We start from the raw sequence: 24,631 nt of genomic DNA, 5'->3' as shown, positions 1-24,631 counted from the left end.
GCCGGAGTGGGTCGCGCTGTCGGGCCCTGCTACGACGTCAGCCGGTCATCCGGCAATGGCCAGCGCCGCCGGGCGGTCCTGCGTCTCGCCGTGATAGGCGGTTGCCCGCATCGAGGCGCGCGCCGAAAACGCTTCGTACCAGTGCGCCAGCCTTGGCCGCCCGGAGCGGAAATCCGGCAGGTTGCGGAACTCCAGCCAGGCGAGCGCGGTCGCCAGCCCGATATGGCCGATATGGACGGGTTCGTCGAAGGCCTCGCTGCGCTCCAGCACGTCGAAGCTCTCGACGAGCTTCGCCGCTTGCCCCTCCTGGAGCGGCGGGTAGCGCAGATGCTCCGGCCGGCGCAGCGTTTCCCAGCGCAAGGCGATGCCGGCATCGCAGAGCCCTTGTGCGATCGCATGCAGGCGCAGGGCCTGCCAGCGTGCTTTGCCCTCAGTCGGGATAAAGCGGCGGCCGGCATGGCGCCCGTCGAGATAGTCGCAGATCACCAGCGAATCGAAGATCGCGCCGGCTTCCGGCGTGATCAGAACCGGCACCTTGCCGAGCGGATTGACCGCGAACACGTCCGGGTTGCGGTTGGTCGGGCTCGTCTCTTGATCGATGATGTCGAGGCGGTCCACGATCCCCGCTTCATGCGCGAAGACGATGGTCTTGCGCGCATAGGGCGAATGACTCTGTGAATGGAGCGTCAGGCGTTCGCCGGGCTGCGCGCTCACGCGACCTCCTCCGGCTTCAGGCCGACGAGTTCGGTATAACGCGCCGGATCGGTCGCGCCTTCGGTGTTGACGAGGAAGACGCGCGAGTTGCCGTCGAGCTTGAGCGCGGCGCGCGCCTGCGGGTCGCGCAGGGCCGCGAGCAATCCGGCGAGCCCGGCCGCCCCGCTCTCGCCGGCAAGGATGGCCGGGTCGCCCGCGGCCGGCCGGGCGAGGCGGTTCATCGCCTCGACGGCGTCGGAATCCTCGGCGGTCATGAAGGCATCCGCCGCGCGGTAGAGCACGCGCAGTGCCAGCGGCGAGGGATCGTAGCATTCGAGCATCGCCATCACTGTCGGCGCGCCATGGGGGATCTTGCCGGGCTTGCCACGCTTCGCCGCCTCGAAGATGCAGGCCGCGCGCGACGGCTCCACCACCGTGAAGAACGGCCGTGCATCGCCGAAGCTGGTCTGCATCTGGGCTGCGAGCGCAGCCGCGATGCCGCCGACGCCGGCCTGCACGAAGACATGTGTCGGCGGCTCCGGCATCTGCGCCAGCCCTTCGCGGGCGATGGCCGTATAGCCCTGCATCACCAGGCCGGGGATGCGCTCATAGCCGTCCCAGGAGGTGTCGGAGACGATGGTCCAGCCGCGCTCGGTCGCGACGCGGGCGGCCTCGACGACGGAATCGTCATAGGTGCCGTCAACCCGCTTCATCTCGGCGCCGAAGCGGGCGATGGCGGCGACGCGCTCGTCGCTGACGCCGCCATGCACGAAGATCACCGCCTTGGCGCCGAGCAGTTGCGCGCCCTGTGCCACCGAGCGCCCATGATTGCCGTCGGTCGCGCAGGCGAAGGTCATGCCGGCCGCCGCCGCGCGGACGGCGGGGTCGTTCATGTCGGCATCGCCGAGCGGACGCCCGAGTTTCTCGGAAGCGGCTTCCAGCGCCAGCCGGATCACCGCATAGGCCCCGCCGAGCGCCTTGAAGCTGCCGAGCCCAAGGCGTCGGCCCTCGTCCTTGATGAAGAGCGCGCCGATCCCGAGCGCGGCGGCCAGCGTCGGCAGGCTATGCAGCGGCGTCGGCACATGGTTTGGCCGCGCGGCCAGATGCGCTGTGATCGCGTCGGCTCCGGCCGGCCCAAGCGTCTCGATATCCTCCGGGTGCAGGGCGGTGCGGTAATCCGGATGATGGTTGAGCAGGAACATGGCGGCCTCGTCTGGCTGAGTTGTCTGAATGGATATTGCATCGAAGGCGAAAAAGGCGCTGGATTTGGCTTTGCTCCTTGCAAGTTTCTTTCACGGGATGAGGCATGGCCGAGCCGACCGCTCATGATCTCGATGCTTTCGACCGGGCGATCCTCGCCATCCTCCAGCAGGACAACACCACGCCGCAGCGAGTGATCGGCGAGCGCGTCAACCTGTCGGCGCCGGCCGTGCAGCGCCGCATCCGCCGGATGGAGGCGAATGGCGTGATCCGGGCCAATGTCGCGGTGGTCGATCCCGCCGCGCTCGGTCATCCGATCACCCTCTTCGTCGAGATCGAGCTGGTCAGCGAGACCGCGCCCGATATCGACGCCGCCAAGAGCGCCTTCCTGGCGGCGCCGGAGGTTCAGCAATGCTATTACGTCACCGGCGAGGTCGATTTCATGCTGGTCGTGCTGGTGCCGAGCATGGCGGCCTATGAGGCGCTGACGCGGCGGCTCTTCTTCGCCAACTCCAATATCCGCAAGTTCCGCTCTTTCGTCGCGATGGACCGGGTCAAGACGGGGCTCACAGTCCCCATCTCCTAGTTGCCCCGCGACGAGAGCAGGGCGGCTATCGCCGGGTCGTCTTGTTCCGGCCGCTTCGATATGCGACCGCGGGCGGACGTGACGAACGAGCCTGATGGGCCTTGCCGTGATCACCGTGAAAGCCTCGGACATGCCGGCCGGAGAGGGCGACGCCCCGCAAGGCTGGCGCGCGTTTGTCCGCTCCAGCGAGATCGGCATCGTGGTGCTGGCCGCCCTAGTCGGCGTGCTCGCCGGGCTGATCGTGCTGGCGATGTCCTTCACCACCCAGCTCCTGCACGAGCTGATCTTCGGTCTCGCGCCTAGCCAGCGGCTCTCGATCACCACCACGATTCCGGCCTGGCGGGCGATCGCCGGGCCGGTCCTCGGCGGCCTCGCCATCGGCTTCGCCTCCTGGCTGTTTTTCCGTCGCCGCAAGCAGCCGATCGACCCGATCGAGGCCAATGCCTTGCATGGCGGGCGCATGTCGTTTCGCGACAGCGTCTTCGTCGCGCTCCAGACCATGGGCTCCAGCGGCGCAGGCGCTTCGGTCGGTCTTGAAGCCGGCTATACGCAGGCCGCGAGCGGGCTCGCCTCGCATATCGGCCGCCGCCTGCGGCTGCGCCGGGCGGATATGCGCCTCATGGTCGGATGTGCCGCCGGTGGCGCCATCGGTGCGGCCTTCGATGCGCCGCTGACCGGCGCCTTCTATGCTTTCGAACTGATCCTCGGCAGCTACTCGATCGCCGCCTTCGTGCCTGTGATGGCCGCGACCTTCATGGCGACGGTGACGCATAGCGTGCTCGCGCCTTCGCTGCTTGCGGTCGAGGTTCCGCCGATCGGGCTGATCACGATGGCGAACCTGCCTCTGGTGGTGATGCTGGGCGCCACCTGCGGTCTCGTCGGCATCGTCGTGATGCGCGCTGCCGCCTTTGTCGAGGCGGGCTTCCGACGCTCGCGGATTCCGACCTGGCTCAGGCCGGCTTTCGGCGGCCTCCTCGTCGGCGCGCTCGCGGTCTGGAACCCCTCGGTCTTCTCGGCCGGCCATGGCGCGATCAATCTCTATCTCGGCATCGATGCCAGCCTGGGGCTGTTCGCGCTGGTGCTCGTCGCCAAGGCGCTGGCCTCCTCGGTCTCGATCGGCTCGGGCTTTCGCGGCGGCCTGTTCTTCGCCTCGCTCCTGCTTGGCGTGCTGACCGGGCGCCTTTTCATCGGCCTGCTGACGCTCGCCTTCCCCAATCTGGCTGGCCACGAGACGCTGTTCGCGCTGGTCGGCATGAGCTCGCTCGCGGTCTCGATCGTCGGCGGGCCGATGACGATGACCCTGCTCGCGCTCGAGATGACCGGCGATCTCAAACTGACGCTGGCCGTGGTCGGCGCAGCCGGCGCGGCCTCGCTGGTGACACGCCGCCTCTTCGGCTTCTCCTTCGCGACCTGGCGCTTCCACCTGCGCGGCGAGAGCATCCGCGGCGCCCATGATGTCGGCTGGATGCGCGATCTCACCGCCGGCAGCATGATGCGCCTGGAGGTGCCGAAGATCGCGGCGGATGCCACCATCGCCGAGGCGCGGCTGAAATACCCGCCGGGCTCGACCAGCTATCTCGTCGCGATCGGCCCCGGCGACGCCTATGCCGGCATGGTGCCGCCGGGCGCGCTCTACGAGCCGGACCCGGCTCTGGGCGAAGAGGCGGCGGCCGAGCCCGCGCCGCGTACCGTGCGCCATCTCCTGCGCAATCCGGACCGGATGCTGCTCGCCGACATGACGGTGCGCGACACGCTGAAGCTGTTCGAGGAGGCCGAGAGCGAGGCTCTGCCCGTGGTCGCCGACCGCGACGGCCGCCGCATCGTCGGCATCCTCAGCGAGGCGCACGCGATCAAACGCTATAGCGACGAGGTCAGCCGCCGCAATCGCGAGCTGACCGGGGAATAGCCGGAAGGCTCAGGCCGAACGCAGCGCGACGCTCGTGACGACGCGCCAGTCCGCGATCGGCACATCCTGGCCCGACGTCACGATGCCGATCCGGTCGAAGCGGATAGGGCGGCCGGCGAGGCGGGCATTGATCTCGGCGATCGCCGCAGCCTTCGCGGCAGCCTCGACCGGCCCGTAGAGCAGCGAGACATGCGGCATGAAGCTGGCGAAGCCCTCGGGGTCGAGCCCCTGCTTCAGCGTCGCCAAGGCCGGCGAGACGGCAAAGCGGGCATAGAACGAGCGGAAATAGGCATCGCTCCCCTCGATGACGGAGACGGGTTCCGCGAAGGCCTCGACCTCTTCGGCAGCGGCCGTGATCGCGCGCTCCAGCGCGGCGGGCGTCGTCTCGGTGTCGCCCTGCAATGTCAGATGCGGGGCGAAGAGCGGCGTGCCGAAACGCCCCGACAGATCGCCGACGATGTCGGTCAGCAGCGCTTCGTCGGAAGGCGCCGGCATCAGCCAGAGAGAATGAATCCGCACTGTCATCTGCCTTTCACAAAGCTCTTGCATAGACTGCGCCCCGTGCGTAACGTTTATTTCAACTGAGCCGATTGTGGAAGAAATATTCCATTGTCAGGCGATAAGAGCAGAACCGGGGGAGTAGGCGCCTTGCAGCCGGAAACGCAAGCGAGAGCGGGTAGCGGCGCGGCCATCGGCGTGCGCGGCCTCAAGGTCGCCTATGGCGGTACGCGCGTGCTGCATGGCATCGATCTGGACTTCACGCCCGGCAGCTTCACCGCGCTTCTCGGCTCGTCCGGCTGCGGCAAGACCACGCTGCTGCGTTCGCTTTCCGGTTTCGTCCCGGTCGAGGACGGTTCGATCGTCGTCGGCGGTCGCGATGTCGCCGGCCTGCCGCCGGAAAAGCGCGGCATGGCGATGGTCTTCCAGTCCTATGCGCTCTGGCCGCATATGACCGTGCTGCAGAACATCGGCTACGGCCTCAAGCTGCGCGGCAAGTCGAAGGCCGAGATCGCCACCAAGGTCGGCGAGATGCTGAATTTCCTCGGGCTTGCCGGCTATGAGGACCGCAAGGTCACGGCGCTCTCCGGCGGCCAGCGCCAGCGCGTCGCGCTTGGCCGCGCGCTCGCCATCGATCCCGGCATTCTCCTGCTCGACGAGCCGCTCTCCAATCTCGACGCCAAGATCCGCATGGTGATGCGCCACGAGATCCGCGCCATCCAGCAGCGGCTCGGCCTCACCGCCGTCCATGTCACCCATGACCGCGAAGAGGCCATGACCATGGCCGACCGGCTGGTCATCATGCAGGCCGGTCGCGTCGCGCAGGTCGGCACGCCCGAGGAGGTCTATGACCGCCCGGCCAGCGCCTTCGTCGCCAATTTCATGGGTGCCGAGAACGTGCTGCCGCTGAATATCGCCAAGGGCGAGGGGCAGGCTCTTGTCGTGGCCGGCGCGGCCCGTGCCACGCTCGCAGGCGCTGCGACGGCAGCCCTGCCGCCCGGCGAGGCGCTCGCCTATTTCCGCGACGACGTCGCGAGCCTCGACGCGCATGATGCGGCGACCGCGGACGGCGATCTCGTCGTCCCCGGCACCATCGCCGCGCGCGCCTATCCCGGTGGCATCTACCGCTACAAGGTCGAGGCCGCCGGCCGCCAGATCACGGTCGACGATGTCGCCCGTCACGAACTCGGAACGAAGGTTGGACTGCGCATTCCGCTGCAGCGCCTTCACATCTTCCCGGCGACCGAGGCCGGGATCGCCGCCTGACAAGGAGTCAGACACATGCGCATCCTCACGCTTGCCTGCTCGCTCGCCGCGCTGATCGTGGCATCGCCGCTATCCGCGCAGACCCTCAACGTCGCCTCTGCCGGCGACCAGAACATGGTCGACTACGTCAAGGACTATCTCGGGCCGATGTTCGAGAAGGCCAATCCGGGCGTCAAGGTCGTCTCGGTCGGCACTGGGCCGGGCGATTCCGGCTCGCAGAAGATCTACGAGAAGCTCGACGCCCAGAAGGGCGCCGCCACCACCGATTTCGACGTGGTCGTCATCCACCAGAAGGCCGCCGGCCAGATGGTCAAGGAAGGCCTGCTGAACAAGTACACGGGCAATGTCGAGACGGCCAAGCTCGCCACCGGTGATGCCGCGAAGAACGCGCTCGGCACCGATGTCGGCGGCTTCGTCATCCCGATGTTCCAGTCGCAGACCGCGCTCGCCTACAATGCCGACATGGTCAAGGCGCCGCCGGCGACCTTCGCCGAGCTGGCTGACTGGGCCAAGAAGAACCCCAAGCAGTTCGGCTATAACGGCATCAAGGGCGGCATGTCCGGCGTCTCCTTCGTCGCCGGCTGGGTCTATGCCTTCGGCGGCGACGCCGACAAGCTGATCAAGGGCCCCTATGACGCGGCCACCAAGACCAGCTGGGACAAGGCCTTCGCCGACCTGAAGGAGTTCAACAAGAACGCCGTGATCACCCCCGGCAATGCCGGCACGCTCGACATGCTGAACCGCGGCGAGATCGCGATCGGCCCGGTCTGGGTCGACATGTTCTATTCCTGGCAGGCCGACGGCAAGCTGCCGCCGAACATGAAGCTGAAGCTCGTCTCGCCCGGCATGCCCGGCCAGCCGATGTACTACGCCGTGCCGGAGAAATCGGCCCAGAAGAAGCTGGCCGAGGCCTTCATCGCGCTCGCGACCTCGCCGCAGGTGCAGGCCGACGGCATCGTCAAGAAGTTCAACTGGTATCCGGGCATCGACGCCAAGAATCTCGAAGGCAAGCTCGACAAGGCCGCCTGGGACAAGCTCTTCACCGACGTCACGCCGGCCGAGCTCGCCAAGAACGGCAAGCCCTTCCCGATCGCGCCCTACTTCAACGACATCCTTGAGGGCTACGAGAAGAAGGTCGCGAACTGAGGTTCGCCCTGGGCCAGGGTCGTCATGGTCGGGCTTGACCCGACCATCTCTTCGACCAGTGCGAGCTGGTCATGAGATCCTCGGGTCAAGCCCGAGGATGACGGCCTTCCCCGCCTGTCGTGATTGGTTAGCCGGAACCGAGAATGTCCCTGTCCCAACGCAACCTCGCATTGCTGCTGATCGCGCCCGGCCTCGCGCTCGTCGCGGCACTGTTCCTCTACCCGCTCTGCTTCTCGCTGATCTCGGCCTTCACCGGCCCGCAGGGCGGCTTCTCGCTGCAGGCCTTCGGCAAGGCCTGGGAGCTCTATTCCGGCGACGTCGTCTTCACCGTCGTCATCGTGCTCGCCTCCTGCTTCTTCACCGGGCTCGCCGCCATCATCATCGCCGGCACGCTGACGCTCGGCGAGAACCGCTACATCGTCGGCACGCTGAAGGCGCTCTATCGCTGGCCGCTCTTCATCCCCTTCATCGTCGCGGCGCAGTGCATGCGCACCTTCCTCGCCAAGAACGGGCTGATGAACAACACCTTCGTCTCGATGGGCCTGATGGAGCCATTGCAGGCGGTGAGCTTCCTCGACTGGCGCGGCATCATCGCGACCTTCGTCTGGAAGCAGACGCCCTTCGTCGCGCTGCTGCTGGCCGGCGCGCTCGCCGCGCTCGATCGCGCCACGCTTGAGGCCGGCCGCAATCTCGGGGCGTCGCGGATGCGCGTCCTCGTCGAGCTTGCCCTGCCGCAGGTTATGCCGCAGCTCCTCGTCGCGCTCGTCCTCTCCTTCGTGACGATGCTCTCGGTGCTCTCGGTGCCGATGATGGTGGCGGGCTCGCAGCCGACCATGCTGACCGTCGACATGGCCTTCCGCATCAACGCCTATGGCGACTACGCCACGGCCAATGCGCTCGGCGTCATCACCTATCTGATCTCGGCCGGCGCGGCGATCATCTACCTCAAGCGCGGCATGGCGAAGGAGGGCACGCCATGATCCGGGTCGCCTCCGGCCTGCGCATGGTCCTTGCGGCCTTTGCGCTTGCGGCCTTCGCCTTCTTCCTGATCGGCCCGCTGGTCAACCTCGCGCTCTGGTCCGTCGCCGAGCGCTGGTACACGCCCTACAAGCTGCCGGTCGTCTACGGCACGCGCTACTGGGAGCAGGTCTTCCGCCCGACCGGCGACGCCATGGCCTCGCTCGCGACCTCGGTCTGGATCGCGGTGCTGACGGTTCTCGTCGCCCTCGCGCTCTCGATTCCCGCCGGCTACGCACTGGCGCGGCTCAAGTTGCCGGCGCGCGCGTTCTTCATGGTGCTCTTCCTGCTGCCGCAGGCTTTCCCGTCGGTCGCGATCTACATCAATGTCGCCCGCGTCTTCTACAATATCGGCATCAACGGTACGGTCTTCGCCGTCGTCCTCGTCCATGCCGCGCATGGCCTCGTCTACTCCGTCTGGATCGCGGCGGCTGCCTTCGCCGCCGTCGACAAGGACCTGGAGCTCGCGGCGCGCAATATCGGGGCCTCGCCGCTCAAGACCTTCTTCACGGTGACGCTGCCCTTGGCCGCGCCCGGCATCATCGCCAGCGGCATCTTCGTCTTCCTGGAATCGCTCGACGAGTTCACCGGCACCTTCTTCGTCGGCGTGCCGCAGGTCACGACACTGCCGCTCCTGCTCTACAACGCGGCGATGGGCGGCAACTACCAGGTCGCCTCGATCACGGCGCTGATCCTGCTCGTGCCCTCCGTGCTGTTCATGCTGTTCATCGAGCGCTTCCTGCGGGCCGATGTGCTCGCCAAGGTCGGGGCCTGAGGCGAGGGCGGGCTTGCGCGTCCTCGGGCGATCCGCAACTCTGCCGCTCCCTCCTGCCTTGCGGACGCGCGATGACGAACGCTGCTGAACTCCCCCGATCCGGGGTGAACCCGGGTCCCGTTCCGCGTGGCCGCCCCTTCGCGGGGCTTGTCCCCAGCCTGATCGGCTTCGGCGGCGCGCCGCTCGGCGATCTCTATGGGCATCTCGACGAGGTGACCGCGCAGGACACGGTTCGCGCCGCGCTCGCGGCCGGCATCAACCTTGTCGATACCTCGCCGCTCTATGGCCACGGCCTCTCCGAGCATCGCATCGGCGCCGCCTTGCGCAGCGTGCCACGCGACAGCGTCATCATCTCCACCAAGGTCGGACGCTGGATGCGGGTCGGCGAGCCGAAGCGTGACGGCTCGGGCTATGCCGGCGGCCTGCCGCATCCGGCGGTGATCGACTACTCCTATGACGGAGCGATGCGTTCGTTCGAGCAGTCGCTGCTCCGGCTCGGCACCGACCATATCGACATCCTGCTGATCCACGATGTCGATGTCTGGACCCATGGCGAGCGGATGGAGCAGCGCTTCTCCGAGGCCATGGACGGCGCCTATCGCGCGCTGGAAAAGCTGCGCGCATCCGGCGCGGTCAAGGCGATCGGCGTCGGCGTCAACGAAGCCGAGATGTGCATCCGCTTCGCCCGTGCGGGCGATTTCGACGTGATGATGCTGGCCGGTCGCTACTCGCTGCTGGAGCAGGGCGCGCTGACGGAGTTCCTGCCGCTCGCGCTGGAGAAGAAGATCGCGGTCATGCTCGCCGGCGTCTTCAACTCCGGCATTCTCGCCACTGGGGCCAAGCCCGGTGCCTTCTACAACTACAAACCGGCCCCGCCCGAGGTGCTGGCCCGCGTCGCCCGGATCGAGGCGGTTTGCGCCAGCCATGGCGTCGCCTTACCGCAAGCGGCGCTTGCCTTCTGTGCCGCCCATCCGGCGGTCGCGACGATCGTGCTCGGCGCGGTGACGCCACAGGAGGTCTCGCGCAATCTCGACCTCGTCGCGCGGCCGGTTCCGGCCGCGCTCTGGCCTGATCTCAAGCGCGAGGGACTGCTCGCCGAAGCGGCGCCGGTCCCCGAGGCCTGAGCCTTACTGGGCCGCCGGACCGGTCGAGCCGAGATAATCCACCGCACAGGCGACATGCAGCTTCATCACCGCGATCGCCTCGTCGATGGTGACATGCTCCTCGTCGGTGCCCATGCTGATCGGCGATGGCCCGCAGATCAGCGCGGGAACGCCACGCCAGCGCCAGTAGCGCGTATCGGTGCCACCGAGGCTCGACACCGGCGGTGCGTCATGGCCGAGCAGCTCGCGGATATTGCCGCGCAGGATATTGGCCATCTCGCTGAAAGGATCGGTCAGGCTCGCCGGGTAGCTGTGGTCCTCGTTGACGACCATCTCGCAACCGGCCTCGCGGGCGAGCGCTTCGAGATCGGCGCGGATCGCGTCGCGGTCGGAGCCGATCGGGATGCGCATGTCCAGATGGGCGATGCAATGCGTCGGGATCTGCGTCGCCTTCTGCCCGCCCTGCAGGATGCCGACATTGACAGTGATGCGCCTTGCGACATCGCCCGCGCCCTTGCCGAGGTTGAGGTCGGCCGCCGCGATCGTCTCGGGCGAGGTCAATACCGCGTCGATCTCGGGCGGCAGCTCCGCGAGCTTGAGATGGTAGCGGTCATAGATCGCGGTCACGAGCCGGCTCACATCCGCGATCGGGTTGCGCGCGCGGTGGGCATAGCCGCCATGGCCGCCGATGCTCTTGGCCGAGAGCGAGAAGCGCAAGGTGCCCTTCTCGGTGAAGCGCAGGTTGGCGAGGCCGCTCGGCTCGCCATTGAGGCAGCAATCGGCCTCCATCTCCTCGCCGAACGCATCGAACAGGAACTTGGTGCCGTAGCGCCCGCCGGACTGCTCGTCCGAGACCACCGTCAGCGACAGCGCGCCATGAAGCTTCTCGCGATGCGGATAGAGCTGGCAGAAGGCGAGGATCGAGGCCAGCGTCCCGGTCTTCATGTCGGAAGCGCCGCGGCCCATGATCCTGCCGTCGACGATCTCGGCGTCCCAGAGCTTCTCGTTGGTGACCGGGAAGATATCCATATGGCCGTTGAGCATGAGGTGGCGGCCGGGCTTGCCGGCCTCCCAGCGGCTGATGATGTTCGGCATCTCCGGCACGAAGGCCTCGGTGCGATGCGATACGCCCGCCGCATCGAGCAATTCGCGCACGAAGGCCGCGGCCTCGCGCGTATCGCCCGGCGGATTGACGCTCCTGATGCGTAGGAAGCGGCGCAGCAGCTCGACGATCTCGTCGCGGCGCTGATCAATCGCCTGAAGCAGCTCGGCTTTCAGGGCGGCTTTATCCGTGGACATGGTCGGTCTTCTTGGTCGGCGTTTCGAAGGGGATGAACGGCGCTCAGCCGCGGGTGCGGAATGACATCGCGCGCGTCAGCTCGGTCTTCTCCAGCCGCGCGGCGACGCAATAGGCGGGGTTGAAGACATTGGCGATGTCGTAGCGCACCGCCTGCCCGAGCAGGTGGCTCGCCTCGATCGGGTCGACACCCAGGTCTTCGCCGACCCAGCGCAGCAGTTCCGTCGTGGCGAATTGCAGGGGCTGGTCGAGCGGACGCCCGCTCGCGATCACCAGCAGGTCGGTCTCGGTCTCGCAGCGCGGCCAGCGCAGGCTCTGCTTCTTGAGGAGCTTCACGGTGAATTCGACCTCGAACGAGGTCTCGACGCCGGTGCCGGCAATCTCGCCATCGCCCTGGCAGGCATGGCCGTCGCCGAGGAAGAACAATGCGCCGTCGACGAAGACCGGGAAGGCGATGGTCGCGCCCGGGCCGAACAGCCGGTAGTCCATATTGCCGCCATTGGCGCCGCTGGTCGCGGTCGAGATCGCCTGGCCGCGCTCGGGTGCGACGCCGAAGCAGCCCATCATCGGCGCGAGCGGGAAGCTCCAGTCCTTGATGCGAGCGGAAGGCTCCAGCAGCTTCACTGTGCCGGCCTGCGCATCGATTGCCCATTCATGGCGTTCGCGCTTCGGCAGGTCGGCCAGGACCGAAGGATCGAGCACGCCGGGCGCCAGGGGCGAGTAGGTCCAGCCGGTCTTCCGGTTCGGCGTCATCCGCTCGATCGTGACCAGCAATGCGTCGCCGGGCTCGGCGCCGGTGACGAAGAACGGGCCGGTCATCGGGTTGCCGCGCGGGGCATGCTGCGCACCATCGCCGCCGAAACCGGCCGCATCGAGCGTGGTGGTGACGACGCTGTCGCCGCTGGCGATCTCCAGCACCGGCGGCAAGGTGGCGAGCACGTTCGAATAGCGGGTCGGAACGAAATTGTGGCGCGCCATGGAAGCCTTCCTGAGCCGGGTTCGCGTCGGTGTCGGACGGCGACCGTAGGAGCAAGCTCACGGCTTGAGAAGCACTCGCAGGCGAGGGGGCGCCCTGCATGCGCGGCGACCGGCCGCTGCAGGGCGCCCCCACTCTAGGTCAGGCAGGAGGTCGCGGCTATGCCTCGTCTTCCGCCGCCTCCCCATCCAGCAGGTCCTGAACATCGTCGGAGAAGCCGTAAGGCTTGAACCGCTCCAGCGGGACGCCGTGGTCGAGCAGGGCCCGCGCGCAGCCGGCATGGTCGCCCGGCGCGGGCTCGCCGAGATCGTCAGCCTGCGACGCGAAGGACAGCGTGCCCAGCGCATTGTCGCCATAGCCATGGCGCGTCTGCCAGTCGGCCCCGTGTTCGAGCAGCAGGCGTGTCATGACGGCGTCGCCGGCGAAGATGGCGAGGTTGAGCGCCGTCGCCTGCCAGGCCGTCTTGACCTCGCGGGGCCAGCCGAGCGCGAGCATCGTTCGCACGGCTTCCGTCCGGCCGATGGCGGCGAGCTGCGGCATGATCGTCAGCAGGCTCTCGTCCAATCCGGCGATCAGGCCGGGATCGTCCAGCAGGAAGGCGCGCGCGGCGGCCTCATCCGCTCGGCTGCAGGCCGCGACGAAAGCTTCCGCCGTCGACAGCGGCTCTTCGGCTCCGGCCTGCGCCAGCAGCTCGGCGATATCGTCCCGCCCGAAAAGACGGGCGAGCTTGTGGGCGCTGCGGCCGCGCCGGTCGGCGTTTCCGTCGTCGACGCCGGCCGCGATCAGCGCCGCGATATGCGCCTTCGACCGTCCGCGCCGGATCGCATGATGGAGCCAATGCTCTTTTTCGCTGTCGGAGCCGTGCGTGAGCAGCAGTTGCAAGACGTCGATCCGGTCGTAGTCGAGCGCGCGCCCGATCGCGTTCGTCCCGGCGACCTTCGCACCGGCGTCGAGCAGCAGGCGCGCGCAGGTCGGATCGGGGCTCTCCATCGCATGATAGAGCGACTCGTTGTCGTCGGGGTCGGCTCCGGCTTCGAGCAGGAGCTGTGTCATGCCGGGGTGATGGGTGCGCCCGGCGGCGCAATAGAGCACCGAGAGCGGATCGCCCGGATAGCGCGGATCGGTCCAGCGGCCGTTGACATCGGCGCCGCGGCTGATGAGCAGGCGCGCGCTTGCGAGCAGGCCGGGCGCGAAGGCCGGCTCCCAGATCAACTGGGAATTAGCGACGAGGGCGAGCGGCGGCATCGTGTAGGGCCCGACCGGCCGGTTGGCGAAATCGGCGTCGGCGTCGAGCGCGGCTTCCAGCCTGCCGGTATCGCCGGTCAGGCAGGCGAGCCAGGGGGCGCCGAGGGCGAGCCCCGGTTCCGCCTCCAGCATGCGCCGCGAGAGCGCCCGCTCGCGCGCCCGTTCCGAGAACACGAGTTCGAGCCAGCGCGTGCGCCGTTCGGCCTCGGAGCTGCGGCACCAGTCGACATGGCGCTTGAGCTCCAGCCAGGAGCGGAAGCCGTGCTCGCGGGCGATCACGGACTGGGCGTCGTGCAAGCGATAGGGCTGGGCGGCGACGAGGGCTGTGGGGCGGTCCTGCGCAGCCGGCAGGCTGCTCCGGAAGCGGGCTATCGCCTCGCCGTCACCGGCGCGGAAGGCGCGCAGGAGCCGCTTGGCCTGCTTGCGCAGATGGTCGAGATCGGGGGATGCGGGAAGTCTGGACATGAATCCTCCTGTGCATCAGGCCGAGAACCCGCAATCGGCTGCACGGAGGGCAGACAGGACAATCAGTCGTTAAGCGAGCAGGTTAGACCTTTTCCGCGGGTCCGGAGGCGTCTCGTTCCGCCTGCACCTTGGATAAAGCCTGTCGCCTCCGCGCTCAAGCCCCTTGAAGCGATTCCGCTGCCGTCGCCCGCTCAGGCGACGGCGTTGCCAGAAGCCGCCCCGGTCAGGCCGGACTGCGCCGCATGGAGGCTGCGATAGCGCCCGCCCTGCCGGGCCAGCAATTGGACATGGCTGCCCTGCTCGACGACATCGCCATTCTCGACGACCACGATCCGGTCGGCATTGGCGATGGTCGCGAGCCTGTGCGCGATGACGAGCGTCGTGCGCCCGCGCGACAGTTCCGCCAGCGAGAGCTGGATCGCCTTCTCGGTCTCGGTGTCGAGCGCCGAGGTCGCCTCGTCGAGGATCAGGATCGGTGGGTTCTTCAGGAAGATGCGGGCGATGGCGAGGCGCTGCTTCTGACCACCGGAGAGCTTCACACCGCGCTCGCCGATCACCGTGTCGAGCCCATCGGGCAGGGCGGCGATGACGGCGTCGAGCCTGGCCTGCCGTGCCGCCTCGACGATCTCGTCTTCGGTTGCGCCGAGGCGGCCATAGGCGATGTTGTCGCGGATCGTGCCGGCGAACAGGAACACGTCCTGCTGCACGATGCCGATATTGGAGCGCAGTGATCTCAGCGTCATGTCGCGGATATCGATGCCGTCGATGGTGATCGCGCCGCCGGTGACCTCGTAGAAGCGCGGCAGCAGCGAACAGATCGTCGTCTTGCCGGCGCCGGAGGGGCCGACGAAGGCGATCGTCTCGCCCGCGCTGATCTCCAGGTTCAGCCCGTCGAAGATCGGCCGGCCCGCGCTGTAGCCGAAATGCATGTCGCGATAGGCGATGTCGCCGCGCAGGCGCTCTACCTCGCGGGCGCCGGGCCGGTCGGCCACATCGGGGCGCGTCGCCAGGAAGGCGAGATAGCGCTGGAAGCCGGCGATGCCCTTCGGGTAGCTCTCGATCACGGCGTTGATCTTGTCGACAGGCCGGAAGAAGACACCGACCAGCAGCAGGAAGCCGACGAAGCCGCCGGCCGACAATTCGCCACGCACGACGAACCAGCCGCCGGCCAGCATCACGACGACCTGCACGAAGCGCATCGACAGATAGGACAGCGAGGTCGAGGCGGCCATCAGCTTGTAGGCGGCGAGCTTGGTGTCGCGGTAATGCCGGTTGCTCTCGGCGAAGAGCCGGCGCTCGTGATCCTCGTTGGCGAAGGCCTGGACGACGCGGATGCCGCCGACATTCTCCTCGATCCGGGCATTGAAATCGCCGACCCGGCCATAGAGCGCATGCCAGTTGGTGGTCATGCGGCTGCCGTAGCGGATGGTGACGAAGGCGGTGAGCGGCACGACCAGCGCGGTGATGATCGCAAGCTGCGGATGGACCCAGAGCATCAGCATGAAGGCGCCGATCAGGGTCATGACCGCGATGAACAGGTCCTCCGGGCCGTGATGGGCGACCTCGCCGATCTCCTCGAGGTCCTTGGTCAGGCGCGCCACGAGATGGCCGGTCTTCTGGTTGTCGAAGAAGCCGAAGGAGAGCTTCTGGAGATGGTCGAAGGCTTTTGCGCGCATCTCGGTCTCGATGCCGATACCGAGCATATGGCCCCAATAGGTCACGATGACCTGCAGGCCCGCGCTAATCAGATAGGCGACGAAGAGGCCGGCGGCCGCGAGCCCGATCATCCCGAGCTCGCCGGTCGGCAGCAATCGGTCGATGAACAGCGTCACCGCGACGGGGAAGGCGAGTTCGAGCAGGCCGGCCGCGACCGCGCTGCAGAAATCCAGCAGGAAGAGGCCGCGATGCGGCCGGTAATAGGCGGCGAACCGCTTGATCAGGTCCATGTCGGTCTCCGCGGGATCGCTCTCAGGCAGGGAGGGCGATCGGCCGCTGTGTCTGCGGATGGGCGATGACGCTCATCTCGACGCCGTAGATACGGGCAAGCTGCTGCGGCGTCATCACCGCGTCCGGCGTTCCCCTGACGATCAGCTTGCCGGAATGCAGCGCGATGATCTCGTCGCAGAACCGTGCCGCCATATTCACGTCGTGCAGCACGACGATGATACCGAGCCCCTTTTTCGCCGAGAGATCGTGCACCAGCGAGAGCACCTCGATCTGGTGGGCAATGTCGAGCGCCGAGGTCGGCTCGTCCAGCAGCAGGCATTCGGCGTCCTGCGCGATCAACATTGCGATCCAGACGCGCTGGCGCTCGCCGCCCGAGAGTGTATCGACCAGCCGGTCGGCGAAGGCCTCGACGCCGGTCAGCGCCATGGCTTCGGCCACCTTTTCGCGGTCCTTGGTGCCAAAGCGGCCGAGCGCGCCATGCCAGGGATAGCGGCCGAGCGCGACGAGCTCCTTGACCAGCATGCCGGAGGAGGCCGGCGTCTGCTGCGGCAGGTAGGCGACCTTGCGGGCGAAGCCGCGGCTGCTCCACTCATCGAGCGTCGTGCCCTCGAAACGGAGCGTTCCGGCCGTCGGGGCCTGCTGGCGGGCGAGGAGCTTGAGCAGCGTCGACTTGCCCGAGCCGTTATGGCCGATCAGGCCGATGACCTGTCGCGTGGGGAGCGAGAGTGTCAGCGGCTCCAGCAGCACGCGGCCGGGCACGGCGAAGGAGACGCTGTCGAGATCGAACAGGTTGCCGTCGCCAAGCGGGGTACCGGCGGCCATCGACAAGGCCCTTTCAGCCAGCAGGCCATCGGCCCGGGCGGGTGTGGAAAGCATGTTGTCCATGGTCCGGTTCGCCTTGGGAAGACATTCGGCTGCTGGAAGTCGCCTTGCCCTACACCGCAGCCGTCGACGGCGAAAGATGGGCGCAGGCATCGAGGCTCTGCAGGAAGCTTTGGGCGCTTGCGCGCTTCAATCCAACATCAGCGCTTTTTCCAGCGTGCCGCGCCGCCAGGCAGCCGGCGTCTCGCCGACCATGCGCCGGAAGACGCGGGTGAAATGCGCCTGGTCCGAGAACCCGGCCTCGACCGCGACCTCGGTCAGCGACCGGTCGCCGGCCGCGAGCAGTCGCTGGCCCTGCTCGATGCGGGCCTTCAGCTGCCATTGATGCGGAGGCAGTCCGGTCGAGGCCTTGAAGGCGTGGCTGAAATGGGATTGCGACAGGCCGACGAGCCCGGCGAGATCCTGCAGGCGGATCGTGCCGGCCGCATGCTCGGCGATATAGTCCGTGACAGTCCTGAGCTGTCGGCTGGTCAAGGGCGTCCGGCGGCGCGGCGCCTCGCGCCTGACGCCGAACAGGTCGATCAGCACGGCCATGACGAGCCCGTCACCATAGAGGTCGTGCCGGGCATCGGGCTCGGCGCATTCGCCGGCTATCAGCCGCGCCAGCGTCTGGATGCGCTCGTTCGAGAACATGATGCGCGGCTGCCGCAGCAACTCGGGCGACAGGGCTTCGCCGAGGCGCTCGCTGACGCTGGCCGGATCGAAATGCAGGTCAAGATGGCGGATGCGCATGCGCTGCTGCGTGCGCCCCCAGACCGGCACGCCGGCAGGCATGAAGCTGATCGAATGGGCGCCGCCTCGTGGCGAGACGCCCGGCTCCGACGGGTCGAGCCGCGTCTCGAAACTGCCGCCGACCTTGTCGAGCACGATGAACAGCCGCGGATGATCCGAGACGTACTCGCCGGTGGCACCGGCCTGGCACTCGGCCTGCCAGAGATCCGCGATGACGCCGTTCCAGCTGCGGCATTTGAGCGAGCCGATCACGCTGATGCCTTCGCGGACGGATCGCATGCCTGGCTGGAAACCCATCCTGACCCTCCTGCGGCCGGATCATCGCGCCGATGCGCGTGTTCAAAATGCAACGCAAAGAGCGCAATTGGCCTGCCTGCCCAGGAACGTTCAATGGATGACAGGAACGATCAATCCCCTATTACTTAGCAGTGATACGTCGCCATGCAAAGCAGTGCCCATATTTTGAATGGTTCTAAGTTTGAGCAATTCTCATAAGGCACACAATATTGGGGCTTGGTCTGGCCATGTGCTATAAGCGAGACATGAATAAGAACTTTGTTCTTCGTTCGACTGTTTCTTTGGGTGCGATGCTATACGGGGCGGTCGCCTTCGCGCAGTCAGCGCCCGGCCCGACCGTCCAGCTCGATACGATCACCGTCGAAGGCCAGGGCGAAAAGGCGGCGGGCCCCGTCACCGGCTATGTCGCGACGCGCTCGGCCACCGGCTCGAAGAGCAACACGCCGATCACCGCGATCCCGCAATCGGTCTCGGTCATCGGCCGCGAGGAACTCGACGATCGCAAGGCGCTCAAGGTCGACGAGGCGCTGCGTTACACCGCCGGCGTCCAGGCGCAGCCCTTCGGCTCCGATCCCGACACGGACTGGTTCTTCGTGCGCGGTTTCCAGGCGACCCAGACCGGCGTCTATCTCGACGGCTTGCAGCTTTTTTCCTACGGCTTCGGCGGCTTCCAGATCGACCCGTTCATGCTGGAGCGGGTCGAGGTGCTCAAAGGCCCGGCCTCGGTGCTCTATGGCGGCTCCAATCCCGGCGGCATCGTCAGCCTCGTCAGCAAGCGGCCGAACGGCCGGAATTTCGGCTATGTCGAGACCGGCATCAACAATTTCGGCAATGCCTATCTCGGCATCGATGTCGGCATGAGCGACAAGCAGGGCGTCTGGAGCACGCGCCTCACCGGCAAGCTCTCGGGCGGCGACCAGTACACCGACTATTCCAAGGATTTCCGCGGCACGATCATGCCGCAGATCACCTATCAGCCGAACGGCGCCACCCGCATCACCGCTTATGGCGCCTATAGCTATCTCGACCAGGTCCATTCCGGCGGCGGCTTCCTGCCCTATGTCGGCACGGTGGTGAACGCGCCCTTCGGCAAGATCCGGCGCGACGCCTTCTTCGGCGAGCCCTCGATCGACAGCCAGAAGCGCGTCACGACCATGCTGGGCTACGAGTTCCAGCATGATTTCGGCGGCGTGACCTTCTCGCAGAACGCCCGCTACGGCCAGATGCGCGGCTCCCAGCTCGGCCCCTACGGCTATGGCTATGCCGGGCCCGACGCGCCCTTCGGCAACCGCTTCCAGCCGCTGGCGCCGGACTACCGGCTCTATCGCATCGGCTTCCAGGAAAACACGAAGGTCAACACCTTCACCATCGACAACCGCCTCGAAGGCAAGTTCGATACCGGGCCGCTGCAGCATTCCTGGATGGTCGGGCTCGACTACAAGTATTTCGAGATCGACCATGTCCAGGCGTCGGGCGGCGCGACGACGATCAGCGTCACCAACCCGGTCTATGGCGCGCCGCAGGGGGCGAGCTTCGTCTATCTCGACCAGAAGCTGAAGCACCACCAGGTCGGCGTCTACCTGCAGGACCAGATCCGCTTCGGCGGCGGCTGGCTGGCGACCTTCAACGGGCGCTACGATTATGCCGAGAAGAAGTCGGTGAGCCCGGCCACGCTCGCCTTCTCGCCGAGCTATGACGATCGGGAAGGCGCCTTCAGCGGGCGCGCCGGCCTCGCTTACGAGTTCGCGAACGGCATGACGCCCTATGCCAGCGTCGCGAGTTTCTTCAATCCGGTCTTCGACGGCACCTCGACCGGGACGCCCGGCGTCTTCCTGCCCTTCAAGCCCGAGAAGGGCTGGCAGGTTGAGGCCGGCGTCAAGTACAAGCCGACCTTCGCCGATGCGCTCTTCACCGCCTCGGTCTTCCATATCGTCAAGGACAATGTCCTCGTTCCCGCGCCGACCTTCTTCAACGCCTTCGCCCAGCAGCAGCTCGGCCAGGTCACCTCGAGCGGCGTCGAGTTCGAGGCAAAGGCCAATCTCACCGAGAACCTGAAGGTGCTGGCCGCGCTGACGGCGTTCAACCTGGAGATCAGCAAGCACACCGACCCGTCGCTGGTCGGCAAGACGCCCTTCATCGTGCCGGAGATCACCGCATCCGGCTGGGCCGACTACACCTTCACCGAAGGCGCGTTTAAGGGGCTGAGCCTCGGCGCCGGCGTCCGCTATGTCGGCAAGTCCTGGGCCGACAACGCCAACACCCTGAAAGTACCCGGCGCGACGCTGGTCGATGCCGCGATCCGCTACAAGCTTGGCAACTGGGGGCTGGCGGTCAACGTCACCAACCTCTTCGACAAGGCCTATGTGAAGAGCTGCCAGGACTTTTCGAGCTGCAGCTATGGCGATGCCCGCACCGTCACCGTCTCCGCGAACTATCGCTGGTGAGGCTCGCTGGCGACGCATTGGAGGCCGCAGCCCTGCGCTGCGGCTTTCCGTTGTGGTAGGTCCGCACGCATGACCGGTTTCTCGGCATATCCGACGCGCCGCGCCGCGCTGGCGCTGATCGCGGCAGCGGGAGCATCCCGATCGGCCCGCGCGGCTGGGGTGCGCGTCGCGACCGTCGATTGGTCGGTGCTGGAGACCCTGCTCGCGCTCGGCCTTCCGCCCGTCGCCGCGCCGGAATTGCGCCAGTTCCGCGAGATCGCCGTCGAGCCTGCGGTGCCCGAAACTGTCGCCGATCTCGGCCTGCGCGGCACGGTCAATTTCGAGCTGCTTCTGCTGTCGCGGCCGGACCTGATCCTGTCATCGAGCTTCTATATCGGCTCCGAGCCGCGCCTGCGCCGGATCGCGCCGGTCGAAAGCTTCTCGGTCTACGCGCCGGGCCGTCCGCCCTATGAGCCGGCGGTCGCGATGACGCGGGCCATCGGCGAGCGCCTTGGCGTCGTTGCGGTTGCCGAACGCTACATTGCCGAGACCGAGGCTGAGTTCGCCGGCTTGCGCGACAGACTGAAGCCCTTGGCGACGCGCTCCGTCATTCCCGTCAATCTCGGCGACGCCAGGCATTTCCGCGTCTTCGGAGACGACAGTATGTTCGGCGAGGTGCTGAAACGGCTCGGCCTCGCCAATGCCTGGGCGGACCACACCAGCTATTCCGCGATGGCGCCGATCGGGCTGGAAGCGCTGGCCCGCGTGCCGGAAGCGCATATCGCCCTGATCCCGCCGGTGCCGCCCGGTGCCATGGAGACCCTCGCGCGCAGCGCCTTCTGGAATGCGCTGCCCAATCTGCGCGAAGGCCGGCTCCTGAAGATCGGCTCGATCAATCCCTATGGCGGCCTGCCGGCGGCGCGGCGCTTCGCGCGGCTCCTGACCGAGGCCCTGATCGCGGCGGAGGCGGCGCGTGGCTGAGGCTGCCGCTCCCATGCGCCGCCAGTTGGGCGGGCGACCCGGCATCTGGGCTCTCGCTGCACTGACGGCAGCCGTATTGCTCGCGGCGGTGGTTGCGACGCGACCGTCGCTGCCGGCTTCGCCGGAGCTGGCGCGAACGCTCGACAGCATCCTGCTCTGGCACAGCCTGATGCCGCGGGCTGTGACCGCGCTGATATCAGGCGCGGCGCTCGGGCTCGCGGGCATGCTGCTGCAGCGCGTGCTGCGCAATCCGATCGCGGATGCCTCGACGCTCGGCATCGCGTCGGGCGCGCAGCTCGCGCTCACCATCGCCTCGGCCTATGCGCCCGCGCTGATCGCCTTCTCGCGTGAGGGCGTGGCGCTGGCCGGCGCTCTTGCAGCGGTCGCGCTCGTGCTCGGCCTGAGCTGGCGGCGCGGGCTCGATCCGATGACCGTGGTCCTGTCCGGCATGGTCGTCTCGCTCGTCGCGGCGGCCGCGAGCGCGACGGTCATTCTCGCCAAGGGCGAATATGTGCTGTCGCTCTTCATCTGGGGCGCCGGATCGCTGAACCAGCAGAGCTGGGACGCCGTCCTCGCGCTGGCACCGCGCCTGGCCCTGAGCGCCATCGCAGCGGCGCTGCTGCTGCGCCCGCTCGCCCTGCTCGGCCTCGACGAGGATGTCGCGCGCGGCTTGGGGCTGACCTTGCACGCGGCGCGGCTCGCCGTGCTCGGCATCGCGATCTGGCTGGCGGCGAGCGTCACCGCCGAGGTCGGGGTGCTCGGTTTCGTCGGCCTTGCCGCTCCGGCGCTCGCGCGTGAGCTCGGCGCCCGCACCCCGCGCCAGGTGCTGCTGGCGGCACCGGCGCTCGGCGCCCTGCTGCTCTCGATCACCGATAGCGCTGTGCAGCTCCTCGGCTCGGGCTTCAACGATCTCGCGCCGACGGGCGCGGCGACGGCCCTGTTCGGTGGGCCGCTCCTGCTCTGGCTGATGCGGCGGGTCCCGCCCACCCAGCCGCCACAGGCCAGTGATGTCCCGTGGCGATCGGATCGGCAGGCGCGATCGCTTCACTCCCTCGTTCCGCTCGCCGTCCTGATTGCGATGGTGGCAACGCTTGGCCTCGTGCTCGGACGTGGACCCCAGGGCTGGGGCTGGGCGACAGGTACGCTGTTCTGGGACCTGCTGCCGTTTCGTGGGCCTCGCCTTGCTGCTGCGGGCGCAGCCGGCGCGCTCCTCGGCGCGGCCGGCTGCCTGATGCAGCGCCTGACCGCCAATCCGCTCGCTGGCCCCGAGGTGCTCGGCGTCAGCGCCGGCGGCGGCGTCGGGTTGCTGCTTGCACTCACATTGATGCCGGCCAGCCCCTTCGCGATTCTCGCCGGTATCGCCGGTGGCTCGCTTACGGTGCTCGTCGTCATGCTGCTCTTCGCCGCGCGCCCCGGCATCGGCCCGCAACGCCTGCTGCTCGCCGGCATCGCCATGGGGGCGCTCTGTATGGCCGTGGTCTCGACGGCGATGGCCCAGGGCGACCTGCGCGCCTATATGCTGCTGGTCTGGCTCTCCGGCTCGACCAATAGGGCCGGTCCGTTCGAGGCCTGGACCGGCCTGATCGCCTGCATCGCCCTGATCCTGCCGCTCCTGCTCGCGATCCGCTGGCTCGACCTGCTGCCGCTCGGCGAAGCGACGAGCCGCAGCCTCGGGCTTGCGGTCGAGCGCAGCCGTGTCTGCCTTGCCGCCATGGCCGCGCTGGCAACGGCGGTGGCTTCGCTTCTGGTCGGTCCGCTCAGCCTGATCGGATTGATCGCGCCGCATCTCGCCCGCCTCGCCGGCTTCGCCCGCAGCCGCGACCAGTTGCTCGCCGCCATGCTGATCGGCTGCGGCGTGATGATCCTCGCCGATTGGCTCGCGCGGCTCGTCGTCTTTCCCTACCAGGTCCCGGTCGGGCTCTTCGCCGCGCTGATCGGCGGGCCTTACCTGATCTGGCTCTTGAACCGTGGAGGCAGCCGCCATGGCTGAGCCCGAACTGCGCGCCGATGCGCGCGTCGCGTTGCGCGATTCCGGAGCGATGCTGGAGCGGCTTTGCGCGCATTTCGTCGAGCACGGCACGGTGACGCGTCGCGACAGCGGTGCCCGCCTCGAAGGCCGCTTCGGTGCCGTGGAGCTCTGCGCCGCCGATGGTGCCCTCGACATCGCCGTGTTGAGCCCGAACGAGACCTATCTCTTCGTCGTCACCTCCTCGGTCGCCGAGCACTTGCATGAATTCGCCGAGGGCGAGGCCCTTCAAGTCGGCTGGCGCGGCAGCTTGCCCGAGCAGCCGCGGATTCCGTATTTTCGCGAGGCGGTGGTGCGCGGTGCCTATGACATCACACCGGCGATGCGGCGCGTTATCCTGGCCTGCGAGGACACCGCCCATTTCGAGAGCGGCGGCCTGCATGTCAGCGTGCTGATTCCGCCGTCGGGGCGCGAGCCGATCTGGCCGGGCGTCGGGCCGGACAATCGCGTCATCTGGCCGTCAGGCGCGGACGAGCTGATCAGGCGCATCTACACGATCCGCTTCATCGATCATCGGCGCCAGGAACTCGCCATCGACGTGGTGCTGCACGATTCATCGCCGGGATCGACCTGGGCCCGCAATGCGATGCCCGGCGATCGGGTCGGCCTGCTCGGGCCGGGCGGCGGCGATGTCGTTGCGGCCGACTGGTATCTGCTCTGCGGCGACGAAACCGCATTGCCGGCGATCGCCCGGATCGCTGCCGAATTGCCCGCCACGGCCCGCGCCAGCATCGTCATCGAGGTCGCCGATCGCGCCGAGCAGCAGGAGTTGTCCTCGCACGCCGCGCTCGACGTCACCTGGCTCCATCGCGGCGAAGCGCCGGCCGGGACCACTGACCTGCTGCCGCAAGCCGTGATGGACGTCACTCCGCCGGAAGGCGGCAATCCCTTCGTCTTCGTCGGTTGCGAGCAGGCCGCGGCACGGGCGATCCGCAAGCATCTGCGCAGCGCATGGAAGCTGCCGAAGGACCGGCATCTCGTCGCCGCCTATTGGCGCCGCGGCCATGCCGACGCTCACGATCACGGCGAGTAGTCGCGGTGGTGTATGAAGCCCCGAAGGTTCTCAGTCTTAAATTAGGATCGATCTAATCTATTGATCTTGCAGCATTTTTGCTTGTTATTCTGTTGCTCTTGCCAGCATAAGCGCGGCTCCAGCCACGAGCCGCGCGG

General features: G+C 67.6%; 20 protein-coding genes. 11 read left to right on the top strand and 9 right to left on the bottom strand.

What is annotated here, in order from left to right; all coding sequences use genetic code 11:
* Positions 1-45: 45 nt before the first annotated feature.
* A complete protein-coding gene (locus AC07NY_RS23490) occupies positions 46-714 on the bottom strand; it encodes a glutathione S-transferase family protein (protein WP_494585821.1) in 669 nt (222 codons plus the stop codon).
* Positions 711-1,895 (bottom strand): diaminopropionate ammonia-lyase, encoded by a 1,185-nt coding sequence (locus tag AC07NY_RS23485; RefSeq protein WP_494585820.1) that lies wholly within the window; start codon positions 1,893-1,895, stop codon positions 711-713. Before AC07NY_RS23485 ends, AC07NY_RS23490 begins: the two co-directional genes overlap by 4 nt.
* A 104-nt stretch (positions 1,896-1,999) precedes the next feature.
* On the opposite strand from AC07NY_RS23485, the gene AC07NY_RS23480 reads away from it, so the two are divergent.
* The gene (locus AC07NY_RS23480; RefSeq protein ID WP_494585819.1) at positions 2,000-2,479 is read left to right on the top strand and encodes an Lrp/AsnC family transcriptional regulator; all 480 of its coding nucleotides are present in this window, start codon (positions 2,000-2,002) and stop codon (positions 2,477-2,479) included.
* Positions 2,480-2,573: 94 nt separating this feature from the next.
* The gene (locus AC07NY_RS23475) at positions 2,574-4,385 is read left to right on the top strand and encodes a chloride channel protein (RefSeq protein ID WP_494585818.1); all 1,812 of its coding nucleotides are present in this window, start codon (positions 2,574-2,576) and stop codon (positions 4,383-4,385) included.
* A 9-nt stretch (positions 4,386-4,394) separates the two neighbouring features.
* Here the strand turns inward: AC07NY_RS23475 and AC07NY_RS23470 are convergent, their stop codons facing one another.
* On the bottom strand, positions 4,395-4,910 hold the full coding sequence (locus AC07NY_RS23470; RefSeq protein ID WP_494585817.1) for a haloacid dehalogenase: 516 nt from the start codon (positions 4,908-4,910) through the stop codon (positions 4,395-4,397).
* A gap of 123 nt (positions 4,911-5,033) precedes the next feature.
* Here AC07NY_RS23470 and AC07NY_RS23465 point away from each other — a divergent pair, with 123 nt between their 5' ends.
* From AC07NY_RS23465 to AC07NY_RS23445, 5 genes are all read left to right on the top strand, one after another.
* Complete coding sequence (locus AC07NY_RS23465; RefSeq protein WP_494585816.1) at positions 5,034-6,149, top strand: ABC transporter ATP-binding protein; 1,116 nt, start codon at positions 5,034-5,036, stop codon at positions 6,147-6,149.
* A gap of 15 nt (positions 6,150-6,164) precedes the next feature.
* Positions 6,165-7,295 carry an ABC transporter substrate-binding protein gene (locus AC07NY_RS23460; RefSeq protein WP_492286800.1) on the top strand — a complete coding sequence of 377 codons (1,131 nt, stop codon included), beginning with the start codon at positions 6,165-6,167 and terminating at the stop codon, positions 7,293-7,295.
* 149 nt (positions 7,296-7,444) lie between these two features.
* A complete protein-coding gene (locus AC07NY_RS23455) occupies positions 7,445-8,275 on the top strand; it encodes an ABC transporter permease (protein WP_494585898.1) in 831 nt (276 codons plus the stop codon).
* Positions 8,272-9,087, top strand: coding sequence for an ABC transporter permease (locus AC07NY_RS23450; RefSeq protein WP_492286799.1), 816 nt, complete (start codon positions 8,272-8,274; stop codon positions 9,085-9,087). Before AC07NY_RS23455 ends, AC07NY_RS23450 begins: the two co-directional genes overlap by 4 nt.
* Before the next feature lie 71 nt (positions 9,088-9,158).
* The gene (locus AC07NY_RS23445) at positions 9,159-10,211 is read left to right on the top strand and encodes an aldo/keto reductase (protein WP_494585815.1); all 1,053 of its coding nucleotides are present in this window, start codon (positions 9,159-9,161) and stop codon (positions 10,209-10,211) included.
* Between the two features lie 3 nt (positions 10,212-10,214).
* Here AC07NY_RS23445 and AC07NY_RS23440 read toward each other — a convergent pair whose 3' ends face one another.
* The 6 genes from AC07NY_RS23440 to AC07NY_RS23415 form a co-directional block, all read right to left on the bottom strand.
* On the bottom strand, positions 10,215-11,489 hold the full coding sequence (locus tag AC07NY_RS23440) for a M20/M25/M40 family metallo-hydrolase (protein ID WP_494585814.1): 1,275 nt from the start codon (positions 11,487-11,489) through the stop codon (positions 10,215-10,217).
* 43 nt (positions 11,490-11,532) lie between these two features.
* Entirely contained in the window at positions 11,533-12,465 is a 933-nt protein-coding gene (locus tag AC07NY_RS23435) for an acetamidase/formamidase family protein (protein WP_494585813.1), read from the bottom strand.
* A gap of 157 nt (positions 12,466-12,622) precedes the next feature.
* Complete coding sequence (locus tag AC07NY_RS23430; RefSeq protein WP_494585812.1) at positions 12,623-14,173, bottom strand: ankyrin repeat domain-containing protein; 1,551 nt, start codon at positions 14,171-14,173, stop codon at positions 12,623-12,625.
* 191 nt (positions 14,174-14,364) lie between these two features.
* Positions 14,365-16,119 (bottom strand): ABC transporter ATP-binding protein, encoded by a 1,755-nt coding sequence (locus AC07NY_RS23425; protein WP_494585811.1) that lies wholly within the window; start codon positions 16,117-16,119, stop codon positions 14,365-14,367.
* Between the two features lie 22 nt (positions 16,120-16,141).
* Positions 16,142-16,942: an ATP-binding cassette domain-containing protein gene (locus AC07NY_RS23420; protein WP_494585897.1), complete on the bottom strand. Its 801-nt coding sequence runs from the start codon at positions 16,940-16,942 to the stop codon at positions 16,142-16,144.
* Positions 16,943-17,131: 189 nt separating this feature from the next.
* Entirely contained in the window at positions 17,132-18,031 is a 900-nt protein-coding gene (locus AC07NY_RS23415; protein ID WP_492286793.1) for a helix-turn-helix transcriptional regulator, read from the bottom strand.
* A 227-nt stretch (positions 18,032-18,258) separates the two neighbouring features.
* Here AC07NY_RS23415 and AC07NY_RS23410 point away from each other — a divergent pair, with 227 nt between their 5' ends.
* The 4 genes from AC07NY_RS23410 (at position 18,259) to AC07NY_RS23395 (ending at position 24,494) form a co-directional block, all read left to right on the top strand.
* Positions 18,259-20,475: a TonB-dependent siderophore receptor gene (locus AC07NY_RS23410; RefSeq protein ID WP_494585810.1), complete on the top strand. Its 2,217-nt coding sequence runs from the start codon at positions 18,259-18,261 to the stop codon at positions 20,473-20,475.
* Positions 20,476-20,544: 69 nt separating this feature from the next.
* On the top strand, positions 20,545-21,435 hold the full coding sequence (locus AC07NY_RS23405; protein WP_494585809.1) for an ABC transporter substrate-binding protein: 891 nt from the start codon (positions 20,545-20,547) through the stop codon (positions 21,433-21,435).
* A gap of 13 nt (positions 21,436-21,448) precedes the next feature.
* Positions 21,449-23,425, top strand: a complete 1,977-nt coding sequence (gene fhuB / locus AC07NY_RS23400; RefSeq protein ID WP_494585896.1) for a Fe(3+)-hydroxamate ABC transporter permease FhuB — start codon at positions 21,449-21,451, stop codon at positions 23,423-23,425.
* Positions 23,418-24,494 carry a DUF2218 domain-containing protein gene (locus AC07NY_RS23395; RefSeq protein ID WP_494585808.1) on the top strand — a complete coding sequence of 359 codons (1,077 nt, stop codon included), beginning with the start codon at positions 23,418-23,420 and terminating at the stop codon, positions 24,492-24,494. Before fhuB ends, AC07NY_RS23395 begins: the two co-directional genes overlap by 8 nt.
* Positions 24,495-24,631 lie beyond the last annotated feature (137 nt).

The sequence above is a fragment of the Allobosea sp. GW821-FHT09G06 genome (genome assembly GCF_059416005.1).
The sequence above is the reverse complement of the archived record's forward strand: the minus strand, read 5'-3'. Positions and strand labels throughout refer to the sequence as shown.